Annotated in this window: 17 protein-coding genes and 2 pseudogenes; 11 read left to right on the top strand and 8 right to left on the bottom strand. The window is 67.5% G+C overall.

What is annotated here, in order from left to right; translation table 11 throughout:
- From ALLO2_RS17260 to ALLO2_RS23490, 3 genes are all read right to left on the bottom strand, one after another.
- The coding region (locus ALLO2_RS17260) for a cytidylate kinase-like family protein (protein ID WP_232235160.1) at positions 1-663 on the bottom strand (663 nt) is incomplete at its 3' end.
- Positions 660-1,043, bottom strand: a complete 384-nt coding sequence (locus ALLO2_RS17265) for a recombinase family protein (RefSeq protein WP_011436792.1) — start codon at positions 1,041-1,043, stop codon at positions 660-662. The genes ALLO2_RS17265 and ALLO2_RS17260, both read right to left, overlap by 4 nt.
- 44 nt (positions 1,044-1,087) lie before the next feature.
- A complete protein-coding gene (locus ALLO2_RS23490) occupies positions 1,088-1,681 on the bottom strand; it encodes an ATP-binding protein (protein ID WP_011436791.1) in 594 nt (197 codons plus the stop codon).
- A 1,051-nt stretch (positions 1,682-2,732) separates the two neighbouring features.
- On the opposite strand from ALLO2_RS23490, the gene ALLO2_RS17280 reads away from it, so the two are divergent.
- From ALLO2_RS17280 to ALLO2_RS17290, 3 genes are all read left to right on the top strand, one after another.
- Positions 2,733-4,046: a hypothetical protein gene (locus ALLO2_RS17280; RefSeq protein WP_011436789.1), complete on the top strand. Its 1,314-nt coding sequence runs from the start codon at positions 2,733-2,735 to the stop codon at positions 4,044-4,046.
- Positions 4,043-4,957 (top strand): aminoglycoside phosphotransferase family protein, encoded by a 915-nt coding sequence (locus ALLO2_RS24735; RefSeq protein ID WP_084588475.1) that lies wholly within the window; start codon positions 4,043-4,045, stop codon positions 4,955-4,957. The genes ALLO2_RS17280 and ALLO2_RS24735 overlap by 4 nt, the downstream gene beginning before the upstream one ends.
- Before the next feature lie 1,846 nt (positions 4,958-6,803).
- Positions 6,804-7,055: a hypothetical protein gene (locus ALLO2_RS17290; RefSeq protein ID WP_023840299.1), complete on the top strand. Its 252-nt coding sequence runs from the start codon at positions 6,804-6,806 to the stop codon at positions 7,053-7,055.
- 102 nt (positions 7,056-7,157) lie between these two features.
- Here ALLO2_RS17290 and ALLO2_RS17295 read toward each other — a convergent pair whose 3' ends face one another.
- On the bottom strand, positions 7,158-8,645 hold the full coding sequence (locus ALLO2_RS17295) for a recombinase family protein (RefSeq protein ID WP_232235161.1): 1,488 nt from the start codon (positions 8,643-8,645) through the stop codon (positions 7,158-7,160).
- A 354-nt stretch (positions 8,646-8,999) separates the two neighbouring features.
- On the opposite strand from ALLO2_RS17295, the pseudogene ALLO2_RS28335 reads away from it, so the two are divergent.
- Positions 9,000-9,092: pseudogene (locus ALLO2_RS28335) on the top strand (recombinase family protein); the annotation flags it as partial.
- A gap of 254 nt (positions 9,093-9,346) precedes the next feature.
- Here ALLO2_RS28335 and ALLO2_RS27400 read toward each other — a convergent pair.
- Together ALLO2_RS27400 and ALLO2_RS17305 are read right to left on the bottom strand one after the other, a co-directional pair.
- Positions 9,347-9,424 (bottom strand): annotated as a pseudogene (locus tag ALLO2_RS27400) (IS6 family transposase); the annotation flags it as partial.
- A gap of 182 nt (positions 9,425-9,606) precedes the next feature.
- The gene (locus ALLO2_RS17305; protein ID WP_011436783.1) at positions 9,607-10,881 is read right to left on the bottom strand and encodes a hypothetical protein; all 1,275 of its coding nucleotides are present in this window, start codon (positions 10,879-10,881) and stop codon (positions 9,607-9,609) included.
- Positions 10,882-11,093: 212 nt separating this feature from the next.
- Between ALLO2_RS17305 and ALLO2_RS17310 the strand changes: the two genes are divergently transcribed.
- From ALLO2_RS17310 to ALLO2_RS17320, 3 genes are all read left to right on the top strand, one after another.
- Complete coding sequence (locus ALLO2_RS17310; protein ID WP_035733432.1) at positions 11,094-11,768, top strand: response regulator transcription factor; 675 nt, start codon at positions 11,094-11,096, stop codon at positions 11,766-11,768.
- Positions 11,761-13,146, top strand: coding sequence for a HAMP domain-containing sensor histidine kinase (locus ALLO2_RS17315; protein ID WP_011436781.1), 1,386 nt, complete (start codon positions 11,761-11,763; stop codon positions 13,144-13,146). Before ALLO2_RS17310 ends, ALLO2_RS17315 begins: the two co-directional genes overlap by 8 nt.
- 415 nt (positions 13,147-13,561) lie before the next feature.
- A complete protein-coding gene (locus tag ALLO2_RS17320) occupies positions 13,562-14,446 on the top strand; it encodes a ZIP family metal transporter (protein ID WP_035733433.1) in 885 nt (294 codons plus the stop codon).
- On the opposite strand, the gene ALLO2_RS23495 is transcribed toward ALLO2_RS17320, so the two are convergent.
- Positions 14,374-14,940, bottom strand: a complete 567-nt coding sequence (locus ALLO2_RS23495) for a Tn3 family transposase (RefSeq protein WP_051875354.1) — start codon at positions 14,938-14,940, stop codon at positions 14,374-14,376. The genes ALLO2_RS17320 and ALLO2_RS23495 overlap by 73 nt on opposite strands.
- 87 nt (positions 14,941-15,027) lie before the next feature.
- On the opposite strand from ALLO2_RS23495, the gene ALLO2_RS17330 reads away from it, so the two are divergent.
- Positions 15,028-17,475, top strand: coding sequence for a Tn3 family transposase (locus ALLO2_RS17330; protein ID WP_035733435.1), 2,448 nt, complete (start codon positions 15,028-15,030; stop codon positions 17,473-17,475).
- Positions 17,476-17,577: 102 nt separating this feature from the next.
- Here ALLO2_RS17330 and ALLO2_RS28340 read toward each other — a convergent pair whose 3' ends face one another.
- Positions 17,578-18,105 (bottom strand): HIT family protein, encoded by a 528-nt coding sequence (locus ALLO2_RS28340; protein WP_011436778.1) that lies wholly within the window; start codon positions 18,103-18,105, stop codon positions 17,578-17,580.
- Between the two features lie 166 nt (positions 18,106-18,271).
- Between ALLO2_RS28340 and ALLO2_RS17340 the strand changes: the two genes are divergently transcribed.
- From ALLO2_RS17340 to ALLO2_RS17350, 3 genes are all read left to right on the top strand, one after another.
- Positions 18,272-18,799 carry a hypothetical protein gene (locus tag ALLO2_RS17340; RefSeq protein WP_011436777.1) on the top strand — a complete coding sequence of 176 codons (528 nt, stop codon included), beginning with the start codon at positions 18,272-18,274 and terminating at the stop codon, positions 18,797-18,799.
- Between the two features lie 8 nt (positions 18,800-18,807).
- Positions 18,808-20,052: a nucleotidyl transferase AbiEii/AbiGii toxin family protein gene (locus ALLO2_RS17345; protein ID WP_035733439.1), complete on the top strand. Its 1,245-nt coding sequence runs from the start codon at positions 18,808-18,810 to the stop codon at positions 20,050-20,052.
- A 166-nt stretch (positions 20,053-20,218) separates the two neighbouring features.
- Positions 20,219-20,905 carry a recombinase family protein gene (locus ALLO2_RS17350; protein WP_157493455.1) on the top strand — a complete coding sequence of 229 codons (687 nt, stop codon included), beginning with the start codon at positions 20,219-20,221 and terminating at the stop codon, positions 20,903-20,905.
- Positions 20,906-21,243: the final 338 nt, after the last annotated feature.

Here is a 21,243-nt window from a genome sequence, read left to right on the forward strand (position 1 = left end):
CCGTCGAACTTCCTGCGGATGGGTCTGGATCAGGCGCTCGGCTTCCGCCTGGTCGTCGGCCATGACGCAGGTCGCTACGGCATGGATGACGGGCGCGAATGCCTCGATCCCGGAGCGGGCCGCGGACTCTGTAGGGTTAGGTATCAGATGGCTGTTATCGAGGACGGCGTCATAGCGGTGCCTGTCGGTGAACAGGTCGAAACCGTGTCGTCGCTGAAATAGCTGACGGTTGAAACTGTCCTTCTCGTCGAGGAGGGATCTGCACCGATCGGGGCTCGTTCTTCGATCACCCTGAGAGACAAGACATTTTCTGACTCGCGATTCGAGGTCGGATTCGATCCAGATACGCAGGAGCGGGCTGTCACCGATCCACGCGAGTGCCCACGTGTCGAAGACGGTTCTCTGTCGGGTCCGGTTCAGCGAGACGAGCCGTTCCTCCAACTCGGCGTCTACTGATCCGTTGCTGCGGGCCGCGTTGGTCTCACCGAGTCGAGTGAGCCAGACGGACTCGCCGGTCTGCTCTATTCCGAGAATCTCCAACAGGATCTCGGTCGCGGAGACGTACTGGTAGCCAAGTTCGTCCGCCAGCCGCTTTGCGTGGGTCGTCTTTCCGGCCGCCGTGAGCCCGGCGAACGCAATGTTGGAGGTGTGAGATGTGGTCACAGCTGTTGCCCGGTGTCCCGTTCGGCCCGCCATGCGGCGACGCCGGGCGGTTCGTGAGCTGTGTTGCTGGCGACGACCAGCTTCGCGCCGAGAAGCTGGATTTCCATTGCTATCGCTTTTCTAATCAGCGGCCAGGGCGAGATGTGGTCGGCGCTAGGCACGATGACGCTACAGCGGTCATCGTGGCGGAGGCAGTCGAGCAGCGTGGTCAGCGCAGGTCGAATGAGTCGGCCCGGTGGCATGTTGCGGTCAACGTAGATCTCGGCGAGGACATAGCTCTCGGCGTCGGCGTAGTCCTTGACCTGCCTGTTGAGGCGGGAGACTTCGTCGTCATCCTCTGCGGTGAGACTGAAGTATCCATAGGCCAACGGTCGTTCCATCTGGACTCCCGGCTTTCTGTAATGAGTTCCTGAGTTTGGGGCAGTTACTCGCCAGTCGTCCAGTCGTCGAGCGCGCGGAGGCGGTCCACGACGCGCCGGAGTGTCGCCATGTCGGTCACGAAGTCGGCTGAGAAGTCCGATAGGCGCGTGCGTAGCCCCGTAAGCAGCTCGCGTCTTGGCAAGTCTGTCTGTTTTGGGCCTGAGAGGTTATCCACGGCGACGGGCTCGGGGAGGGGGATCTCCGCCCAAACGACCTTCCCTAATTTTGTGAGGTAGTACGACCAGCGTTGCGCGAGTTCGTCGACGAGCAATAGTCCCAAGCCGCCTTCCGAGTCGAGATCGGTGGGTCTTGCCTCCGGTAGCGCAGGGCTTCCGTCCCAGACTTCGACGGTGAGTAGGCGGCCGATGAAGGACGTCCGGACGGCGATCATCGGTTGTCTCGCAGTTTCAGACGCTTTCACGGCGTTGGTGGCGAGTTCGCTCACGATCAGCTCGGCCGTATAGGCGCAGTCTTCGGCTCCTCGTTGCTGGACCAGTTCGACGACATGCCGCCGTATGTCGCCCACCGATGCGGCGGTCGCGGGAGCCCGGTACACCTCGACGTAGACCGCTGGCCGGAGACGCTGGGTGCCTGTCATCGGATACCGCCTATAGGTCGGCGCAATGGCCTGAGTCGTGATCCGGGACGCCGGGGCGAGCACGGCAGCACCCGCCGCCTTCCTGCGGGTTGTGATGGTCGGGGGCGGTACTGATCCGTCCGGCGATTCTGGTCACGTGACTGGTGAGCCAGCGCAACTCGTGGGCGATGGCGTCTGCCCGCTCGGTGAGAGCTGCCCACGCGATGTGATCGGGCTCAGGGCCACCTGCGCCCGCGACGGGGCTTGTCCTGAGCCGCTGGAGATAGAGCAGCACGTTCGTCGTGGTGAGGTCTTCTGGTTGTGGCGGGNGGGNGGNGAGNCCGAAATAGGGAGAGCGCGGCGGCCGTGCGGGCGGGAACGGCCGCTCGGGGATACCCGGCGTATCGGCGTCCGACGTCGGGTCTTGTGGCCTATGACCGGCCGCCTTCATCGTGTCGAGGAGAAGCCTGTCCTCCGGTCGGAGGTGTTCGCGGTCGGCGATGTCCAAGAGGCTGTGTACGTCGGTCCCGTATACGGAGGCGAGAAGCGCGAGCATCTGCGGGGTCGGCCTGCGGCGAGTGGAATTTGGCCAGTTCTCCAATTCGCTCAGGCGAGGCACGGTCATGGTCGCCTTGCCCTGTGGGTCGATGTCCAGATCCGCGGCACGGGCGTTGATACGGTCAGCGGCCAGTTGCAGCGTCCAGCCGTGAGCGTGGCGAAAAGCGGGCCGGGGGCGCAGCCGATAGCGACGCGAGAACTCGGCGGCGATCTCTTCATGCGTCATCCCAACGGCGCGCATACGATCACGTAGACGTTCCAACTCGACTCGTAGGCTAATTCCGGCCATGATGATGCCGACGCCCTTTCCCGCTCGTTCCGCCGCGTGTTCTTCGGCCACCGTGTGGCCTTCTTTCAGTTCAGCGCGTCCACGGCTCATGCCGGCAGGTCAGGGAGCAGGGATGTCAAGGGGATGATAGGGGGGATTGATCGTCTACGGCCCGTGACGGACCACTTACGGCCGCATGGCGGGCGTGCCATGATGGGCCGTTAGCGCCCCGGAAGGAACGAGACGATGGCGGAACCGAACCACCTGTTCCGGGCGGCCCGCGTCCGTGTGGAGTCGCCCGAGGCACCAGGCGAGCCCCTGGCCCGACGCGAGCTAGCCGAGATGGTCAACGCCTGGATCTACGAGCAGACCGGGCGTGAGACGGCGATCGACGGGAACTACATCGGCAAGCTGGAACGCGGCTTGATCCGCTGGCCTGACGCGCTGTACCGGCAGGCGTTTCACGCCGTCCTGGCCACCAAGCAAGATCGGGAGCTGGGCTTCCGTCGACCACGTCGCACAGAGCGGAACACTGAGGACGTGAACCGAAGCGAGTTCTTGCGCGCCATGGCAGGCGTAGGCGCCGCCGTCGTGACCGGCTCCTTCACCGAGCTGGCCACGAGTCCCCCTCCCGACGTGCCCGCCGTCGTGGGGCGCGAAGAGATTGATCAACTGCGAATGGCGGCGCGTCTGTTCGGAACGGTTGACCACACGTACGGCGGCGGGCTCGTACGCGAGGCGGTCGCCGGCCAGCTCCGCTACGCCGTGAATCTCCTGAACGCACGCTGCCCGGAACGTCTGCGCGACGAACTGTTTACCTCGGTCGGCTTCCTCGCGCATACCGCAGCGTTCATGGCGTTCGACGCCTACGTCCACGAGGATGCTCGAAGAATGTTCTCTCTCGCGCTCGCGTGTGCCGAGGAGGCGGGTGACTGGCACCTGAGAGCAAAAGCGCTTTCGTCGATGGCCAGGCAGGCTATCTGGCGAGGCGACCCTGATATGGGCCTCACGCTGGTAGACGTCGCTTTCATTCGTGCCGAACGCCTTACGCCCACCGAACGCGCCATGCTCCTTGCCGCCAAGGCACGTGCGCTCGCAAAGCTGGGTCGGGAGCAGGAGACGCTACGGATCATCGGCCAGGCCGACGACGAGTTTAGCCAGTCCGAGCCGGAAAACGATCCGGTCTGGATGGCCTACTACGACCTCGCTCAACACGTCGGAGACACCGGTCACGCCGTTTTCGATCTGGCGGTCAGAAACGCCAGGCACGCGCCGGAGGCTGCGCGGCGTCTGGACGGTGCGGTCACTGGACACAGCGCCACGTTCGCCCGGTCCATAGCCATCAGCCAGACAAAACTCGCGTCGCTCATGATGAAGACCGGCGACCCGCAAGAAGCGGCCATCGTCGGCTCCGCGGCACTCCGCGCCGCAGGACAAGTACATTCTCGACGGGCGGCAGATGACATACGCGAGCTAGGAACATTCGCGAAACGACACGAACGGATCGATGAAGTCGCGGAACTCAGGCATAACATTCAGACGGTCACCAGCTCCGCATGAGCGGCCAGCATCGCGACAAGCCGAGCGGGGACAGTACAGAACTACTGCGGACAGCCTGCGTCCACGCGGGTGTTCCGTACGGCTCGGCCGAACTCCTCCGGGAGGGCGAGAACACCATCTTCCGTCTCCCGGGCGGCATTATCGCCCGCATAAGCCGCGCAGGCCAGGAGAAAGTCGCAGCCAAAGAGGTGACGGTCTCCCGCTGGCTTGAAGAGAACGGTTTCCCTGCCGTTCGCGCGCTGGCGCTGCCAGGCGCCGCCCATCAGCCAGTTGTCATCAGCGGGCACGCCGTGACGTTCTGGCAGGAACTACCCCCGCACCGACACGGGACACCACGGGAGGTGGCAGCAGCATTGCGGGCACTTCACGCCATTCCACCACCGACTGGATTTACGCTCGANCCCCTGTCNCCCATGACACGGCTACGCGAGCGCATCGAGGGGGCACGCACGCTAACCGCCGCTGACCGTCACTGGCTGCGAAACCGAGTCGAGACTCTAACAAGTCGGTACAACAGCCTGCCGCCAGGGCTGCCGCTCAGCGCCGTTCACGGCGACGCGTGGGGAGGGAACCTCGTGGTCACCCCTGACGGCCAAACCGTACTCCTCGACCTCGAACGCTTCTCTATCGGCCCACCTGAATGGGACCTCGTATCGACCGCCATCAAACACAGCTCCTTCGCCTGGATCACAGCCGGAGAGTACGCTGAGTTCGTCGAGGTTTACGGCCACGACGTCACGAACTGGAGCGGCTTCGAAACCCTCCGGGACATTCGCGAGCTACGCATGGCCTGTTACGTAGCTCAGCAGGCTTCAAAAGACGATGGATGGCAATCCGAGGCACGGAAACGCGTGGATTCCATACGGGGACTCCTCGGTCCGCGACCGTGGCCATGGCAACCTGCGCTCTGAACATCATCGCGGCACGCCCCCCGCCCGTCGTGTAGCCGTACCGGTCGCCGTTCCGATCTCCCGTTTGAGCCGCTATCCCGCTGGGGCGTGCTGGCGCAGGTCGCGCTGCCGCTGGGGTCACCCGAGGACATCCCGACTCGTACCCCCACGGTCTACGTGTTCAGTCGAGGCGCCTCGGTGGGTGTCCGGTGGGTCCGGGCGTCGGTTCTGGACGGCCGTGGCCCCGGCCGCTGGGCATCAGCGCGTCCGCAGGCGGCCGCAGGTCCGCTACATCCTGCTTGGCCAGAATTGTCCGGCTTCCCGTTGGTCCGCCCACCGGACCCCCCATCGGCCCGCCCGCCNGACCCCCCGTAAAGACGGGTGGGTCTGCGATGCCGCACTGGCGCAGGTCATAGCACCTTTCACACCCACCCAAGTACTCCGCGACTTAAATACCCAACGGGTACTGTTGAAAGTATAGGAGCGGCCTGCGGAGCCGTGATGTGGCCCCTTTCCGTGCCGTTCTCCGGCAGCGGTATAGCTCGCGCGCATGGCAGCCGAGCGACAACCACAGTTGTCGGCTTTCCCTGACAGCGGCATCTGGCACGGACGCCAGCAGGCCCACAGGGAACCCCCTTTCGCTGTGATCTCGCCCACACCGCCGTGCCGCTTTTGCGATAAAATGCCCCGTTTGCCGGATGTCCCAACCGGTGCCCCGTCCGCGTACCCAACGGAGACCCCAACCGTGTACCTGCTTAGTGGGTACACCCGGCGTGGCGCATCTGCGCAGCTCGGAGGGTATCTGGGGTGTACCCAAGTGGGCCAAGACTTAGTTGCCTACTGGCATCCTATCTAATCATGGTCGCGGGCAGGGGGGTGGCCTGCGGAACGTGCCGCTCTTGGCGAAAGCGGATCGCACGGTTAGCGTTTATTCGCCGAATTCCCCCTCTGCCTGTTCTGTGAGGTGCCGTGGTCGATCCGTCCCGCCTGCCCCGTCCCGCTCACACCGACCCGCGCGACGATCCACCGCACAGCGCGGACGGGCCGCCGCGGACCGGAGCGGCGGGCACGGGCGCGGATGGCGCCGAACCGGCGCCAGAGGCGGGNGGGCCGACCGACCGGGCGTTTCACCTCGCGCGGGTCTGCGCCGGATTCACCACCACGATCAGCCGCCGCTCGGCGGAACGCCTCGCCCGACTGCTGTCCCCGCCCGACGACGACGGGCAGCAGGACTCTCACGCGGCCTGAGAACCCGCCACCGGGCCGCCCACGGACACCGGTGGCGGCCCGTCGACGTGTAACCGCCGGGCAGGACCGTAACCGCAGAGTTACACCCTCGGTTACTCGTGAGACCTGCGCTGACCTGCGCACGAGCATCGGTGTAACGGGTAACCCGCGGCGCGGCCCGACCCGTCAACCCGGCCTAATACGGCTCTCGGGTCGCCCAGGCGGGCCTTACCGGTTACCCCCGCCCGCACGTTCCGGGCGGGCAGCTTGACGGCGATGCTGTCCCGATCCGGCCGGGCTCGTCGCGGCGCGGTCCGGCGGGGGTAGCGGCGTGGGGCGGGGGTAGCGGCTGCGCTACCTACGCCGCTACACGCCGTGGCCGCGCTGACCTGCGCGGACGTAGAGGTGTAGCGGGTAGCGGCCCGACGCGGCCAAGCCGTCCACGCGGCTCTGGCGGCCGGTGGACGGCGGGTACCACCGCTACGCGCTACACCGCTGATCGCTGTTTGCCTGTGTTTGCCTGCGTTTGGAATAGATAGCCGCCGGTCGGCGTTGTGATTGATGTCAGGGCCTGTTTCGCCGTGTCCCCGCACCGCGCGCCCGGTCGACCCGACCAGGCGCATCGCCGTGTGAGGTGCCGTTGGTCGGTCCGTCCGTTACCCGTCGTCCCCCCTCCACGCCGACCCCCACCGACGACGACGGACCACCGGACCAGCCATCGACCACCGACCCGCCGGGCGGTGATCCGACCGACCGGGCGTTTCACCTCGCGCGGGTCTGCGCCGGATTCACCACCACGATCAGCCGCCGCTCGGCCGACCGCCTCGCCCGACTGCTGTCCCCACCCGACACCGCCACCGACGACGGGCGAGACGGCCCCCACGCGGCCTGAGAACGCCACAGCGGCACGAACAGACCGACAACGGCACGGGGCGCCCGCCCACGTTCACCGTGGGCGGCCCCGCGGCCGTTGCGCGTCTGCTACCCGCCAGGGTCACAGCGGGTTCTGATCGATGTGGATACGGCTGTAGTCGAACTGGCCACGCGGCACCCGCGACTCGTCGATCACCACAGCGGCGAACAGGAACCGCAGCACCGCGTTCATCCGCTCGTACTCCTCGGCCTCCACCAGCGCANCCCACGCCGCGCGGGCATGCGGCCCGGTCAGCCCCGCCAGCACCTCCACCGCCGGGCGCACCACCGTCTTGCGCTGCACCTTCTTGATCCGCTCCTCCACGGTGCGGCGCATCTCCCGGTACTCCCGCGACTTGATCTCCCGGGCGTTCCACATCGCCTTCAACTCCGCCAGCTCCGCGTTGTCCTCCTCGATCGCGGCCTGGTCGGCATCCGTCAACGTCGCGGCGGCTTCCTGCCCCGACGGGTCCAACCGCGTCAGCAGATCCACCGCCGCATCCGTGACGAACGCCTCCAACGCCGGAGCGTTGATCCGCCGGGAGCACTTCTGCTCATCCGTGCGGTACTTGCGCGAGCACAGGTAACCCGGCGAGACATGCCCACCGGTACCGGCCATCCGCGTGCCGCACCGCTTGCACGTCACGATCCCGCGCAGCAGGAAGAACCGGGCGGGGGTCCTGGTCGCCGCGTGCGCGGCGGCCCGGTAGGAACGCCGGTCGCGGATCTCGGCCCACGTCCCCGGATCGAAGATCGCAGGCCAGATCCCCTGACCGATCTCCTCNCCTCNAAACNCCCGGATNCCCGCCGCGTGGTGCGAGTCCAACACCGCCAGCACGGAGAACTCGTCCCACGGCCGCCCGCTGGCGGTCACCTTGCCCTGCTCGTTGAGCACAGCGGCGATCTGGATCGACGTGGCGCCGTCCAGGTAACGCGCGGCGATGTCCCGCGCCACCTCCGCCTCCGCCTCGACGATGCTCATGCCGTCCGGTGTGTAGCCGAACCGGCGCTTGCCCGGATGCGGCTTCCCGTCGTTGGCCCGGTCCACCATCGCGTCCTTCATCCGCCGCGACGTGTCATCCGACGACCGGCACGCATGCGCCACCTCGATCCGCAGGAAGAACCGGTCATCCGGATCGGACAGGTCCCGCTGGTTGGCCTGCCCATGAAGAGTGATGTCCCGATCATCCGAGATCGCCAACAACTCCTCAAGATCCTTCGGCTGTCGCATCAGCCGGTCCGGATGGTAGGCCACCACATGCTGAACCTCACCAGCACGCGCCACCTCCAACAGCCGATCCCACCCCTTGCGCTTACGATCACGCTTCCACGCCGACCGGTTGTTGTCGACGAACACATGCGCCACCCGCAACCCCAACCGGCGCACCACCTCCCGGCAGATCCGCTCCTGCCGGTCCACCCCCGTCTGGTCCTCGTCCGCCACGTGCGAAATCCGGCAGTAGATCGCCGCGGACTGCCCCGCCCAGTCCTCCCGCGACGCCCGCTTACGCCCGTACCGCGCCTGACGCCGAATCCGCGCCTGCCCTGGCCCTGTGCCCGTTTCGCCCATACCCATATGCTACGAACAGCCAATGACTGAGTCCGGCGTCATGAACATCGCGAAAATCATCAGCGTGACCGCGAACAGCGCGAAACCCGCCGAGGGGATCACCCGCGGATGGATCAGGTCCCCGAAGATCCCAATGATCGGCACGCACACCATCGCGAGGATCGCCATCGGCGCGACCACGAGCCCGGCGTCCGCGCCGGACATCGCGCGCACCGATTCCAGATAGAAGTACAGCGGCACCAGCACCGCCGGGACGGCCGCGCCAGCCGCGGCGACGGCGACGTTCGAGAGCGCGAAGTTGCGGTCCCGGAAGATGCCCAGCGGCAGCAGCAGCTCACCGCCGGCGCCGCGGGTCTGCGGATGCGGACCCGGGAAGGCATGAAGATCGCCAAGGCCAAGGGCCGGCTCCGCGGCAAGAAACCGAAGCTCAACGCCCGGGCTGACGCTGTTGGCCGCGTCGGCGGCGGCGTGTTGCTCCTGCCGGTGTTTACCGCACTGTTCGGGCTGCGCTTCGCGGTGCCCGTGCTGACGCTGACCCAGTTGTCCAGCAACGGCAGCCGGGCCTGGTTCAATCACCGGGAGCTGCGCTGGCCGCTGATCGGCTGGTTCGCACTCGGCGCGGTCCCCCTAGCTAGGCAATCCCGTCCCTACCGGGCCCCGTTGCCCCACCCCCTGGGAACACGCCCACAGGCGCCGCCCTGGACAATCACCTTCGGCGGGAACCGGAACCCGGCGAATTCTGACGTCGGAACCGGTGGACGGACACGACGTCGACGCATCACTCGAGCATGACTGATCGGTCGCCGAGATGGCGAGCTTCGCCGACGCAACAGTGCCAACCAGCNGGGTCCTTGAGGCCGACAGGACCCGCCTACGCCGCGCACTCGCCGAGGCGGCTGCCGTGCCTCTCCCACAGAGGCGCGGCAGCCGGCTTGATGACCATCCACCGTCCGGTGACTCGTCAGCCGCCCAAAGACGTGGACAGCGCGGTCAACGCCTGCTTCTCGCTGGCGGGGTCAGGGTGGGATGCCCGCACTGCGCTGAGGGCGTCGTCGATCCGACCGTCGAGGAACGTCCAGGCGTTGCTGTCCATGGGCTTGAGCGTGGACTCATCATCGTCCCAGGTCGTCTCGAGACCCTTGATCCGGGCCTTGGCACCGCTCTGGTCGCCCGTGTTCACCTTGGTGAGCGTGTCGTCGACGATCGCCTTGAGGCTGGCGATATCGGCCGCTGGGAAGTGAGCGACTGCCTGGGCGGGGGTGAGCTGGATGGTGTTGGAGGCCGATCCGCCCTCCTCCGCCGCGATCGGAGAGGTGTGCGGGGTCTGCGCGGTGTGGTGGAGCAGAAGCCCGGCCGCGAGTGCGGCCACGGCGTAGAGGCTGAGGGCGAGTCGCTCTCGGCCGGGGCCCGCGCCGTGGACGCCGGTGTCCGGCGCCTCCGACTCGGGGATGACGTCCGCCTTCGACCAGGTGAGGTAGAGGACGGTGGCCCCGATGGCGACGAGGAAGATCACACTGGTGAGAGCGGTGCCCAGGCCCAGTCCCTGCTCGGATTTCGGGGTTGCGAACCAGTCGCCGATGTTGGCGCCCAGCGGCCGGGTGAGGATATAGGCCAACCAGAAGGCGAGCACCGGCTGCCCGCCGAACCGCCAGGCGACGACGACGATCGCGATGAGGGCGGCCGGGAGCAGGACCGCCTTGCCCGGGCCCCAGCCGCTGAGTTCGAGGGTCCAGTCGCCGGCGGCGGTACCGAGCGCGAAGGTCACCAGGACCGCGAGCCAGTAGAACGCCTCGCGGGGCGTCGAGGTGATGCTGTGGATCGACAGGGTGCGCTCACGCGCGTACCAGACGCCGAAGACGACCGCCAGGAGGAGAGCGAAGATCGTGGTGCTCACCTTCAGCGGAACGCCCTGGCTGTCCGTGAGGATGTCGGTGTAGAGCGTGCCGGTGATACTCACGACCACGACGGTGAGCCAGTAGGCCAACGGCACGTATCGGCGCAGCCGCATCTGCGCATAGAGCACCGCGGCCAGGACAGCGGTGAACAGGAGCGCCGTCCTGGTGAGGCCGACGCCGAGCGTCATGTTGATCCAGTCGGCGAAGCTCTCGCCGACGGTGGTACAGAGGATCTTGATTACCCAGAACCAGATCGTGATCTCGGGGACCTTGTTCAGCATCTCGCCCTCCCGGGAGGAGGGTCGGCTGACGGTCAGTTCGGTGGTCATGTGTGGCAGCATCGCGAAGAGATCCTGCAATCAACCTGTACGAGTGTCGGCCCGAGCGTCTGGGTCACGAGCAGGCGTCGCCGCGACGCGGAGAACACCTCGGCTCGGCGCCCGCCGCCGAGTCTGCGCCGCGAAGCGCCGACTGGCCGTCAAGGTTGCGTGCAGGTTCTGCTCGTCATCATGCGGACCGGACATGAAGGGTCGCAGTACTGACGGAGGAAGCGATGATCACGATCGGGGTCTGCGAGGACCAGGAGTCCATCCGGACCATCCTTGTCCGAGGGCTGCGTCAGGCTGGCTACGAGGTGGTCGTCGCCCACGATGGCCGCGAGGCGCTCCGCCAGTTCAGCCCGGACAACAACGTCGGCGTGATCATCATGGACATCGGCCTGCCGGACGCTGACGGCCGCGATGTCGTCCAGGCGCTCAAGTCAGTCGGGCAGCGCGCTCCCGTCCTCTTCCTGACCGCGCTCGGTGCGACGCACGACCATCTTGCCGGTTTCGCCGCCGGCGCGGACGACTATGTCACCAAGCCGTTCGACCTGCGGGTGCTTCTGGCACGCCTCGAGGTTCTGGCGCGCCGTGGACCTGCCAGCGCCATCAGCGCGGGCGGGCTTGTCCTCGACCCGGTCACGCACTCGGCCCGCACCGCGGCGGGACAGGTACGCCTCACCCCCACCGAGTTCCGGATGCTGNCGGCGATCACCGCTCGGCCGCACGAGGTGGTGCGCAGAAGAAGTGTCATCGCCGCTGCCTGGCCCGACGGAGCGATCGTCAGCGACAACACCGTCGACTCCTTCATCCGCCGTCTGCGGAGCAAACTCGAGTCGATCGACTCGCCGACGGGAATCGAGACGATTCGAGCCGTCGGATTCACGATGACGCGGAAGGATGGCTAGGCGAACGGTGGCGAACTGGGCTTCCCGGGTCGTGACCTGGCGCCTGCGGTGGCGGGACCGACTGAGTCTGCGGGCACAGCTCGTCACGATCACGGCCCTCCTCGCCAGCGCCGTCGCCGCCGGTCTGGTGATCGTTGTCCAGATCTCCCTCGCCGGCGCCGCGCGCAGCACCACGGACAGGGTGCTGAACGATCACGTCAAGGCCCTGGTGGCCAGCATCAGTGCGGCGTCACCCGACGGGGCCCTCCACGTGCCCCGATCCCAGCTCAACCCGGGCGTCGCGGTCTACGACACCTCGGGGTCACGGGTCGCCGGAACCATTCCGCCCTCCATGCAGGAGGAGTACAAGGAACTTTCCACAACGGACAGGCAGCGCATCGTCGAAGGCGGCGAACCCTTCGCCATCATGGCCCTGCCCTTCACGACCTCATCGAAGCTGCAGGGGGTGGTGATCCTCGCCGAGCCCCTGGCTCCCTACGAGCGGAACGAGCAGGCAGCGATGGTGGTCTCCATCATCGCCGGGGCGCTGCTCGTCCTCATGGCCGCCGGCTCGGCGGCGTGGATCAGCAGGCGGGTGCTGAGCCCGGTGGAGCAGATGGCACGCACGGCCGCCGAGTGGAGCGAGCACGACCTCGAGCGCCGGTTCGCACTCGGAGCCCCGACCAACGAGATCCGGGCTCTCGGCAGCACCCTGGACGGGCTGCTGGACAAGGTCGCCTCCGTCATCAGGGCCGAGCAGCGTCTCACCTCGGAGCTCGCCCACGAGCTTCGGACGCCGTTGACCACCATCCACGGAGCCGCCGACCTGCTCGCGCTGCGCACCGATCTGGACGACCAGGCGCGCGAGGACGTCGCACTCATCAAGAACTCCAGCGCGTCGATGTCCAACACGATCAGTGCGCTGCTGGACCTTGCCCGCCGCCACCGCCAGGCGCTTCACAGCGACCGCACGCAGCTGGACGACCTGGCGGTCAAGCTCAAAGGCCTGCCTTTGCCCCGCGGCCACGTGAACGTCGACCTGTCCCCGGCGCTTTCGATCAACGTTCCCGAGGTACTCGCCATCCGCGCGCTCGCCCCGATCCTGAACAACGCACTCCAGGTCTCGGACCGCGCCTGGGTCAGTGCGCGGGCCGACGGCCGAAACGTGACCCTACTCGTGGCCGACAGCGGCCCCGGGGTGCCCGACCAGTGGGTGGAGACGTTGTTCGAACCCGGCTGGAGCGGGAACGGGGGCTCCGGCCTCGGACTCTCGCTCGCGAAACGGGTGGCGCGCAGCGGCGGAGGCGACGTCTCGCTCGTCGAACAGTACAACCAGTACGGCGGCGCCACCTTCGCCGTCATGTTCCCCGGCGGCCGCGCCGCCCGCACCCAGCACTAGCTCGTCGCGGCCGGCGGTTCGGGCAAACTGCTTCAGCTCGCAAGCCCCGGCCGCTCGAGCCCGCGCGGCCAGCCGTGGCGGGCGCCGGTCGGGTCGCCCGCGAAGATCCGACCTCGAACACGCCTCAGCTCTCAGCCCGCCCTGGATCAGGCCCCTACGGCTGGAAGACGGCTCGGATGCTTGGTCTTGAACAGCTCATAGCCGTGGAGGGTGTACGGCCGGGCCGGTCTCGGCCCACTTCGCCCATGAACTCGTGCCAGATGACGTCGCCGGCCTCGCCGGATCGGCGTGCGCCGGGGCACGTCCGGGTGCTGCTTCCCGCGGCAAGCGCGGCTTGCGATCGCATGCTTGTGTCGTAGCTGAGGTTAACCTAAGCTTCGGCTCCATCGGTGGGGGACACGACGACGGGGCTGATGTGAGCGAGACACGGACACTGATTCTCGGGTTAGTCGCGGGCGTGACGATCCTGCTCGGTCTTCCGCTGGGCCGGCTGCGCCGGCCGATGCCGGCCGTGAGCCAGTTTCTCAACGCGACAGCGGTCGGTATCCTGATCTTCCTGGTGTGGGACGTGCTCGCGCACGCCTGGGAGCCTCTCGACGCCGCGCTGGGCAAGGTGCATGACCACACGGGCGGCCTCGCGCCAGTCTTCGGGTACGGAGCGTTGTTTCTGGGCGGCCTTTCCATCGGGCTCCTGGGCCTGCTCGGCTACGAACGTGCGCTCGCGCGCCGTTCTCACCGGCCACAGCCCGTCGATGCGGCCGGGCGGCCGCGTCGCGTCGGGCCGGGTGCCATGGCGGCCGACGAGCTCACCGCACGCACACCGCCGGTCGAGTCAGGCCATTCCCCGGCCCGCCGGCTCGCGATGACCATCGCCGTGGGCATCGGCCTGCACAACTTCGGTGAGGGGTTGGCCATCGGCGGCAGCGCCGGCCGGGGTGAGATCGCCCTGGCCACCCTCCTCGTGATCGGCTTCGCGCTACACAACGCAACCGAAGGTTTCGGGATCGTCGCGCCGCTCGCCGCCGAGACCGACCGGCCCGGCTGGGGCTTCCTGCTGCTGTGTGGGCTCATCGGAGGCGGTCCCACCGTGGCGGGCACTGCCATCGGCCGGCAGTTCNCCAGCGACCCGCTGAGCGTGATCTTCCTGTCGCTGGCGGCGGGTTCGATCCTCTACGTCGTCGTGCAGCTCATCGGGGTGGCGTCGCGCCTCGGCCGCAAGGACCTGCTCTACGTCGGGATCCTGGCTGGGCTTACCGCCGGGTTCCTCACCGACGCCGTCGTCACCGCAGGCGGTGCCTGACCCGTCGGCCCGTTGACGGGGTAGCCCTCGGCGCACAGCTTGTCCAACGCCGCGTCCAGGTAGACCGTGTTCCATAACGTGATGCAGTTGATGACCAGGCCGAGCGCGCCGAGCTGGTCTTCCATGCCGGCGTGGTACGGCTCGCGTAGTTCCCCNCGCCGGCCGNGGAAGACGTGCTTAGCCAGGCCGTGGCGGCCTTCCTGCAGGTTGCGCATCCGTTTGATAGCTCGCCGGTAGGACTCGGCGTCGACGTAGGCCAGCACGTGCAGGGTCTTGAAGATCCTGCGGTACATCAGGTCGATGGCATGCAGCGAGTCCCGCGGCGTGCCCGACAGCACCATTCCGGCCACCTCCACGCCCTGGTCGTTGACCATGGTGAGGTAGGTGGCGCCCTTACGCCGGCCGAAGTACTTCGGGTTCGGCCGGGCGTGGATCGAGCGGACCGGCACGACGAACCGGGTGCCGTCGACCGCGGCGACCAGGCCCCGCCCCACGCCTGCGCGGTGGCGATGTCGGCCTGCCCGGCGATCAGCGGGGCGTTCGCGGCGGCGTGCGTCTCGGCCCGTACGTAGTTCTGGTAGATGTGGCTGATCCGCGCCCTGGTCGCGGTCGATGTCCCGGACGACGACACCGGTCAGGAGTCGGTGCTGGCGTTGATCAAGTCGGTGCCGGGCAACGTCAGCCTGGACTCGATGCTGACCGAGATCCGTAAGCTGCGTGCGGTCCGCGCGGTCGACCTGCCCGACGGTCTGTTCGCCGATGTCGCCCCGCGGGTCGTCGCGGCGTGGCGGACCCGGGCCGCGGTGGAGTCCCCGTCGCACCTGCGTGACCATCCCGACCCGCTGATGCTGACATTGCTCGCGGCCTTGCTGCACCACCGGCACGGGGAGATCACTGACACGCTGGTGGAGTTGCTGATCTCGACGGTGCACCGGATCGGCGCGCGGGCGGACCGGAAGGTCACCGAGGAGCTGATCAACGCGTTCAAGCGGGTGACCGGCAAGGAGAACATCCTGTTCGCGATCGCTGAGGCCTCGCTCAGCAGTCCGGACGAGCCGGTCCGTGAGGTGGTGTTCCCGGCGGTCGCGGGTGGGGAGCAGACGCTGCGGGAGCTGGTGGCCGAGTTCAAGACGAAGGGGCCGGTGTACCGGCGCACCGTGCGGACCACGCTGAAGGCGTCGTACTCGAACCACTACCGGCGCGGGCTGATCGCGCTGCTCGACGTGTTGGAGTTCCGGTCGAACAACGACACCCACCGGCCGGNCCTCGACGCCCTCGACCTGATCCGCCGATACGCCGACACCCGGCTGACGTACCTCCCCGTCNGGGAGACGGTCCCGACGCACAAGGGGCTGCTGGGCGACTGGAACGAGCTGGTGTTCACCGACCCGGCCAAGGGCCCGAAGCGGGTCGTCCGCGGCGTCTACGAGATCTGCACCTTCCAGGCCCTGTGCGACAGCCTGCGCTGCAAGGAGATCTGGGTCGTCGGCGCGGAGAAGTGGCGCAACCCCGATGAAGACCTGCCAGCCGACTTCGAGGCCCAGCGCGCCACGCACTACGCCGCCCTGCGTAAGCCGCTGGACCCGACCGCCTTCATCGACCAGCTACGTGAGGAGATGCGGACCGAACTCGCGGCGCTCGACACCGCGCTGCCGAAGCTGCCCTGGCTGGAGATCGCCGAGCGGGGCAGGAACGGCCCGATCCGGCTGACCGACCTCGACGCCGCACCCGAACCGCGCAACCTGCGCCGCCTCAAGGCCGAGGTGCGGACCCGGTGGGGCACCGTCCCCCTGATCGACATGCTCAAGGAGGCGGTCCTGCGCACCGGCTGCCTCGCGACCGCGACCACCATGGCCGGCCGTGGCGACCTGGCCCCCGAGGTGCTCGCCGAACGGCTGATGCTCGCGATCTACGCCTACGGCACCAACACCGGCATCCGCGCGGTCGCCGGCAACGCGCAGAACGGCCACAGCGAGGACGACCTGCGCTACGTGCGCCGCCGGTATCTGACCGCCGAGCTCGCCCGCACGGTCGCCGTCGAGATCGCCAACGCCACCTTCGCCGCCCGGGCGCAGCAGGTCTGGGGCTCCGGCTCCACCGCGGTGGCCAGCGACTCGACGCACTTCGGCGCGTTCGACCAGAACATCTTCACCGAGTGGCACTCCCGCTACGGCGGCCGCGGCGTGCTGATCTACTGGCACGTCGAACGTAAAAGCATGGCGATCCACTCTCAGCTGATCAGCTGCACCGCGTCCGAGGTCGCGGCGATGGTCGAGGGCGCGATCCGGCACGGTACGGCGATGGAGGTCGAGGGCACCTACGTCGACTCCCACGGCCAGTCCGAGATCGGCTTCGGGATCACCCGTCTGCTCGGCTTCGACCTGCTCCCACGTATCAAGCGGATCAACAAGGTTCGGCTCTACCGGCCGGCTGCTGGCGAACCGGACGCCTACCCGCGGCTCGGTCCGGCGCTGACCCGGCCGATCCGCTGGGATGTCGTCGCCGAACAGTACGACCAGATGATCAAATACGCCACCGCGATCCGGACCGGCACCGCCTCCGCCGAGGCGATCCTGCGCCGCTTCACCCGGACCAACGCGATCCACCCCACCTACCAGGCCATGATCGAGGTCGGGCGGGCGCAGCGGACCCTGTTCGTCGCCCGCTACCTACGCGACCGGGACCTGCAACGCGAGATCGGCGAAGGCCTCAACGTCGTCGAGTCCTGGAACCGCGCCAACAGCGTCATCTTCTTCGGCAAGGGCGGCGACATCGCCACCAACCGCCGCGACGAACAGGAACTCTCCGTCCTCTGCCTACGGGTCCTGCAGGCCGCCCTGGTCTACGTCAACACGCTCATGGTCCAGGACGTCCTCGCCGACGACGCCTGGGCCGAGCAGCTCACCGACGCCGACCGGCGCGGCCTGACCCCGTTATTCTGGACGCACGTCGCCCCGTACGGCGAGGTGAAACTCGACATGACCAGCCGCCTGACACTCAGCGTGTCCGCCGCGGCGCCGCTGGTGTAGACCCGAACAGCCTGGCATGCCTCGGGTCGGGGGGAAGAGACTGAGACATGCCGGGTCCGGCTGGTAACCGCATCCCTCGCCAGGAGAGTTCAACGACGCTCGTCACGTGCCATACGCGTCGCGTGTGAGGGTGGATAGTGCCGCTCGTAGATCGGCGTGAAGCTGGTTGTGTGCCGCGCTAATCGCGTGTTCCTTCTTCGTCCGCTCCGCGCCATATAGGTAAACGGGGCCGACCCGGAGACTCTCCTCCTCCCACCTGTAACGTGCGTGTACATGGCCGTGGAGATGCGGCCAGAGGTTCCCCAGCACTTCGTAGTTGATCCGCAGAAAGTCTTCGTCCCGAGCCGCGCATACCTGCGAGACGGCCTCGCCGAGAAGGGACAGGTCAAAAAGGAAGTCCATTCGTTCTGGGCGGGGAAGGTCAGTCAGATGGTTTGCCGATCCGGCGTAGACGAGCAGGCAGTAGCCGGGGAGATGCTGCGTGCTGCCTAGCACTGCCCATCCAGTGCGCATTCGATGGAGAACGTGGGGTTCCTCACCGCTTTCCAACGTGGTAAGCCATTCGCTGCTCATGTCCACGCCCTCCGTGCCCTGCGCTGTGTCTGCGCGGTCTACACCAACGGGCGCCATACGTTAGCATAAGCACATGATCGATCGGGTCGCTACGCTATGTGATTTGGCTGAAGGTCAGTGGGGGTGTGTCACGGAGCGGCAAGCGGAGAGAGCCGGTGTCTCCGTCGTCGAGCTTGGGCGTTTCAAAGAAGCAGGGGTCGTTGAGCCTGTCATCGAGGGGGTGATGCGTATTCGCGCTGGTGGGAGGCATCTTTTTCCGCGGCTGTACAGCCAGTGGCTGATGCTGGATCCGGAGCGGCCGGGGTGGCTGCGGGATGCCCCGGGGTGCGGCGTTGTCTCCCATGCCACGGCGCTGCGGGTCTACGGGATTGGTGACCGGCCGGGACTCGGCGTGGAGTTCACGCTTCCCGCTGGCCCAGCCCGGCCAAGGAGCTCTCATCCTGGCATCGTCCTGCACTCTGGCGAGGTAGCTGCCGATGAGTGGACGACCCGGTCCGATCTTTTTGTGACCACTCCCGCACGCACATTGCGCGATCTAACCTACAGCGGGCGGTTCGACCTCGCCGAACTCGGCCGCGTCGCCCACGCCTTTCTGCGCACCCACCTAGCGAACGAGACCGAGTTGGCTCGAGGTCTGGAAGTAACCGCCAGGACATCGCCCTACAGCGGTGAAACCGCGGGTTCGTTGGAGTCGATTCTGCGTGCGGCGGACGAGGACAGCGTAGACTTCCCCGCCCACCCGCAGCGCTAGTCAAGCCCATGGCCGACACAGACAGCCATAATCCCGACTCCCACATCGGGCCGGAGTTCCGTGAGGCGTTCCCCTNATGGTCGGAGTTCCGTTCCTACGTCACCGATCGGGCTCGCGCAGCGGAGTTCAATGCCGACCGCGCACTTCACCAGATCTTGACCGGGGACTTCGCAGCGCGCCTCATGAACCGAACCCCGCACGACTGGATCATCTTCGGTTCGCTGGCGCTTCCTTCCCGGCCCGCCACAGACTTCTCGTGGCCTGCCGACTTTCTTCCCGCTCAGCCGAACGAAATCCATCCCGCGTATGTGATGGCCCGATCCGCGTTCGATCTGGACCTGTGCGCTCTCGACATCACGGAATCCTACGGCGTTCATGTCAAGCAGGCTGTGGATGCGGTCACGGTGAACGCGGGCGACACCGCCCGAGCTGAGCGTGGGCTGGGCCTTGGAGGACTGGTCCGCTACAGCGCCGATGTCAGGGTCTACGACAGCGGGAAAATCATGGGAGTGATCGTCGCCCAGCCGATCGACCCGAGATACGGGCCCGGCCAGGCACGTCCCGTCGACGACCCAATCGGACTTGAGATCGACATCAAGCCGCCCGACCGGGTTCCTCTGTTCGGCCCGGCCCACCACGCCGAACGGTCCATCGTTGGCATCGCCGTGCCCGGCCTGGCGCCCGTTACCCCCATGATGTACCCCACGGCCAGCCAGCTCGCAGACAAGATCTCCATGCTGAGCGGGCCAGCCCCCGGTTCGTCCCGCCAGGTCGCACCTGGCCCTCGCCACCGCTACAAGGACCTCTTCGACATCCACTACATGATCCGTACCTGTTCCGTGGAGGCCCGTCACATGCGGGAGGCGCTTGAGGTCAACAACCAGGTCCGCTTCGGCCGCGATGGCCTGCCCCATCCCTACCACGTCTACGGAGCCGGCCGCAGACCCGGTGAACTCGACGTTCCCTGGCGGTCGGCGGTGAACANGTTCAAGGCCGACCAGCCACAGCTCGCGCGCTACCCCGACTTCGACGCGATGGAACGCGCCGCGGCAGGCTTCGTGGCAGAGCTGACCACAGCGTCTCCGACCAGCACCTGGGCACCAGGACGCGGCTGGTCCCCTCCCCGCTCGGATCTCCACGCGCTGGCATTCCCCCGGCCACCATCTCTCAGACCCGGTCCACGGACCCCGCCCGCGCAGCCTCGCACGCTCCCGCCTCACCCGGGCCAGGCGCCCCGGCCACCAACGCGATAGAGGACTTGCTTCGCAGCGTTTCTGCGCCACCCTGGAAGTAGCCGAGCTTCAAGAAACCTACGTTTCCTGAAGCTCGGCCCGAGATGATCCACAACAGTCCTGGAGTCGTCAAAAACTCCTTCAAAAACCGGCACCGTCAACAACCCCGGCGGGACCGTTTGCTGAGATGATCGCGGTCGTGACCGCAGCTTTCGAGCCCGCGAAGTTCCTCGCCGCCGAGCCGGCGGTGCTCACCCACATCCGGATCGGCTACGCCCGGGTGTCGACCGGCGGGCAGAAGCTCGAGCGCCAGATCGACGCGCTCACCGCCGCCGGCTGCCGGCGGATCTTCGCCGAGAAGCAGTCCGGCCGCGACACCGACCGCCCCCAGCTCACCGCCTGCCTGGCCTTCGCCCAGCCCGGGGACACGCTCGTCGTGCCCGCCCTCGACCGGCTCTCCCGCTCCCTGCAAGACCTGATCACCACCGTGGGCGACCTACGCCGCCGCGGCGTCGGGTTCACCTCCCTGCACGATAACCTCGACACCACCACCCCCGGCGGCCGGCTCGTGTTCCACGTGTTCGCGGCGCTGGCCGAGTTCATCCGCGAGCTCATCGTTACTGGAACCCGCGAGGGCCTGGCCGCCGCCCGTGAACGCGGCCGCGTCGGCGGCCGGCCCACCGTCGCCACCCCAGAGATCATCCGCGCCGCCCGCGACATGCTCCCCAACCCGGACGCCAGCGTCACCTCGATCGCGAAGCTCCTCGGTGTCAGCCCCGGCACCCTCTACAACCACANCCCCGNCCTCCGCGAACTCCGCGCCGCCGGCCGGACCCGCCACCAGCTCGACGCCGCCCCGCCGCAGGCCAGCTAGATCATCGCCGTTTGCGGCTGGTGACACGTTTCTTACCGGCACCCCATCTTGCGGTCATGGACGAGCTGTGGCGGGCGCTGCGCGGCGCCCCCGGCCNCGTCGAGCACGCCGACGCGCTCACCCGGCTCAACCGGGCCCGCGGCATGGCCAGCCTCATGGTCACCCATTCGCTGGCCGACCTCGACGCGCTACCCACCGAGGAGGACCGGGCCAAGGCCGCCGGCTTCATCGACCGGGCCGCGATCACCGTGCTCGCCGGCCTGCCGCCCCGCGAACTCGCCCGCGTCCAGCAGATCNCCCCGCTGACCGACGCCGAGGAACAGCTCGTCACCTCCTGG

The sequence above is a fragment of the Frankia sp. Allo2 genome (assembly GCF_000733325.1).
Classification (GTDB): domain Bacteria; phylum Actinomycetota; class Actinomycetes; order Frankiales; family Frankiaceae; genus Frankia; species Frankia casuarinae.

Coding starts and splice junctions, on each gene's coding strand:
- ALLO2_RS23490 (WP_011436791.1), bottom strand. CDS start 1,681: ATGACAGGCACCCAGCGTCTCCGGCCAGCGGTCTACGTCGAGGTGTAC.
- ALLO2_RS17305 (WP_011436783.1), bottom strand. CDS start 10,881: ATGCTGCCACACATGACCACCGAACTGACCGTCAGCCGACCCTCCTCC.
- ALLO2_RS17280 (WP_011436789.1), top strand. CDS start 2,733: ATGGCGGAACCGAACCACCTGTTCCGGGCGGCCCGCGTCCGTGTGGAG.
- ALLO2_RS28340 (WP_011436778.1), bottom strand. CDS start 18,105: ATGGCGCCCGTTGGTGTAGACCGCGCAGACACAGCGCAGGGCACGGAG.
- ALLO2_RS17340 (WP_011436777.1), top strand. CDS start 18,272: ATGCGTATTCGCGCTGGTGGGAGGCATCTTTTTCCGCGGCTGTACAGC.
- ALLO2_RS17315 (WP_011436781.1), top strand. CDS start 11,761: ATGGCTAGGCGAACGGTGGCGAACTGGGCTTCCCGGGTCGTGACCTGG.
- ALLO2_RS17265 (WP_011436792.1), bottom strand. CDS start 1,043: ATGGAACGACCGTTGGCCTATGGATACTTCAGTCTCACCGCAGAGGAT.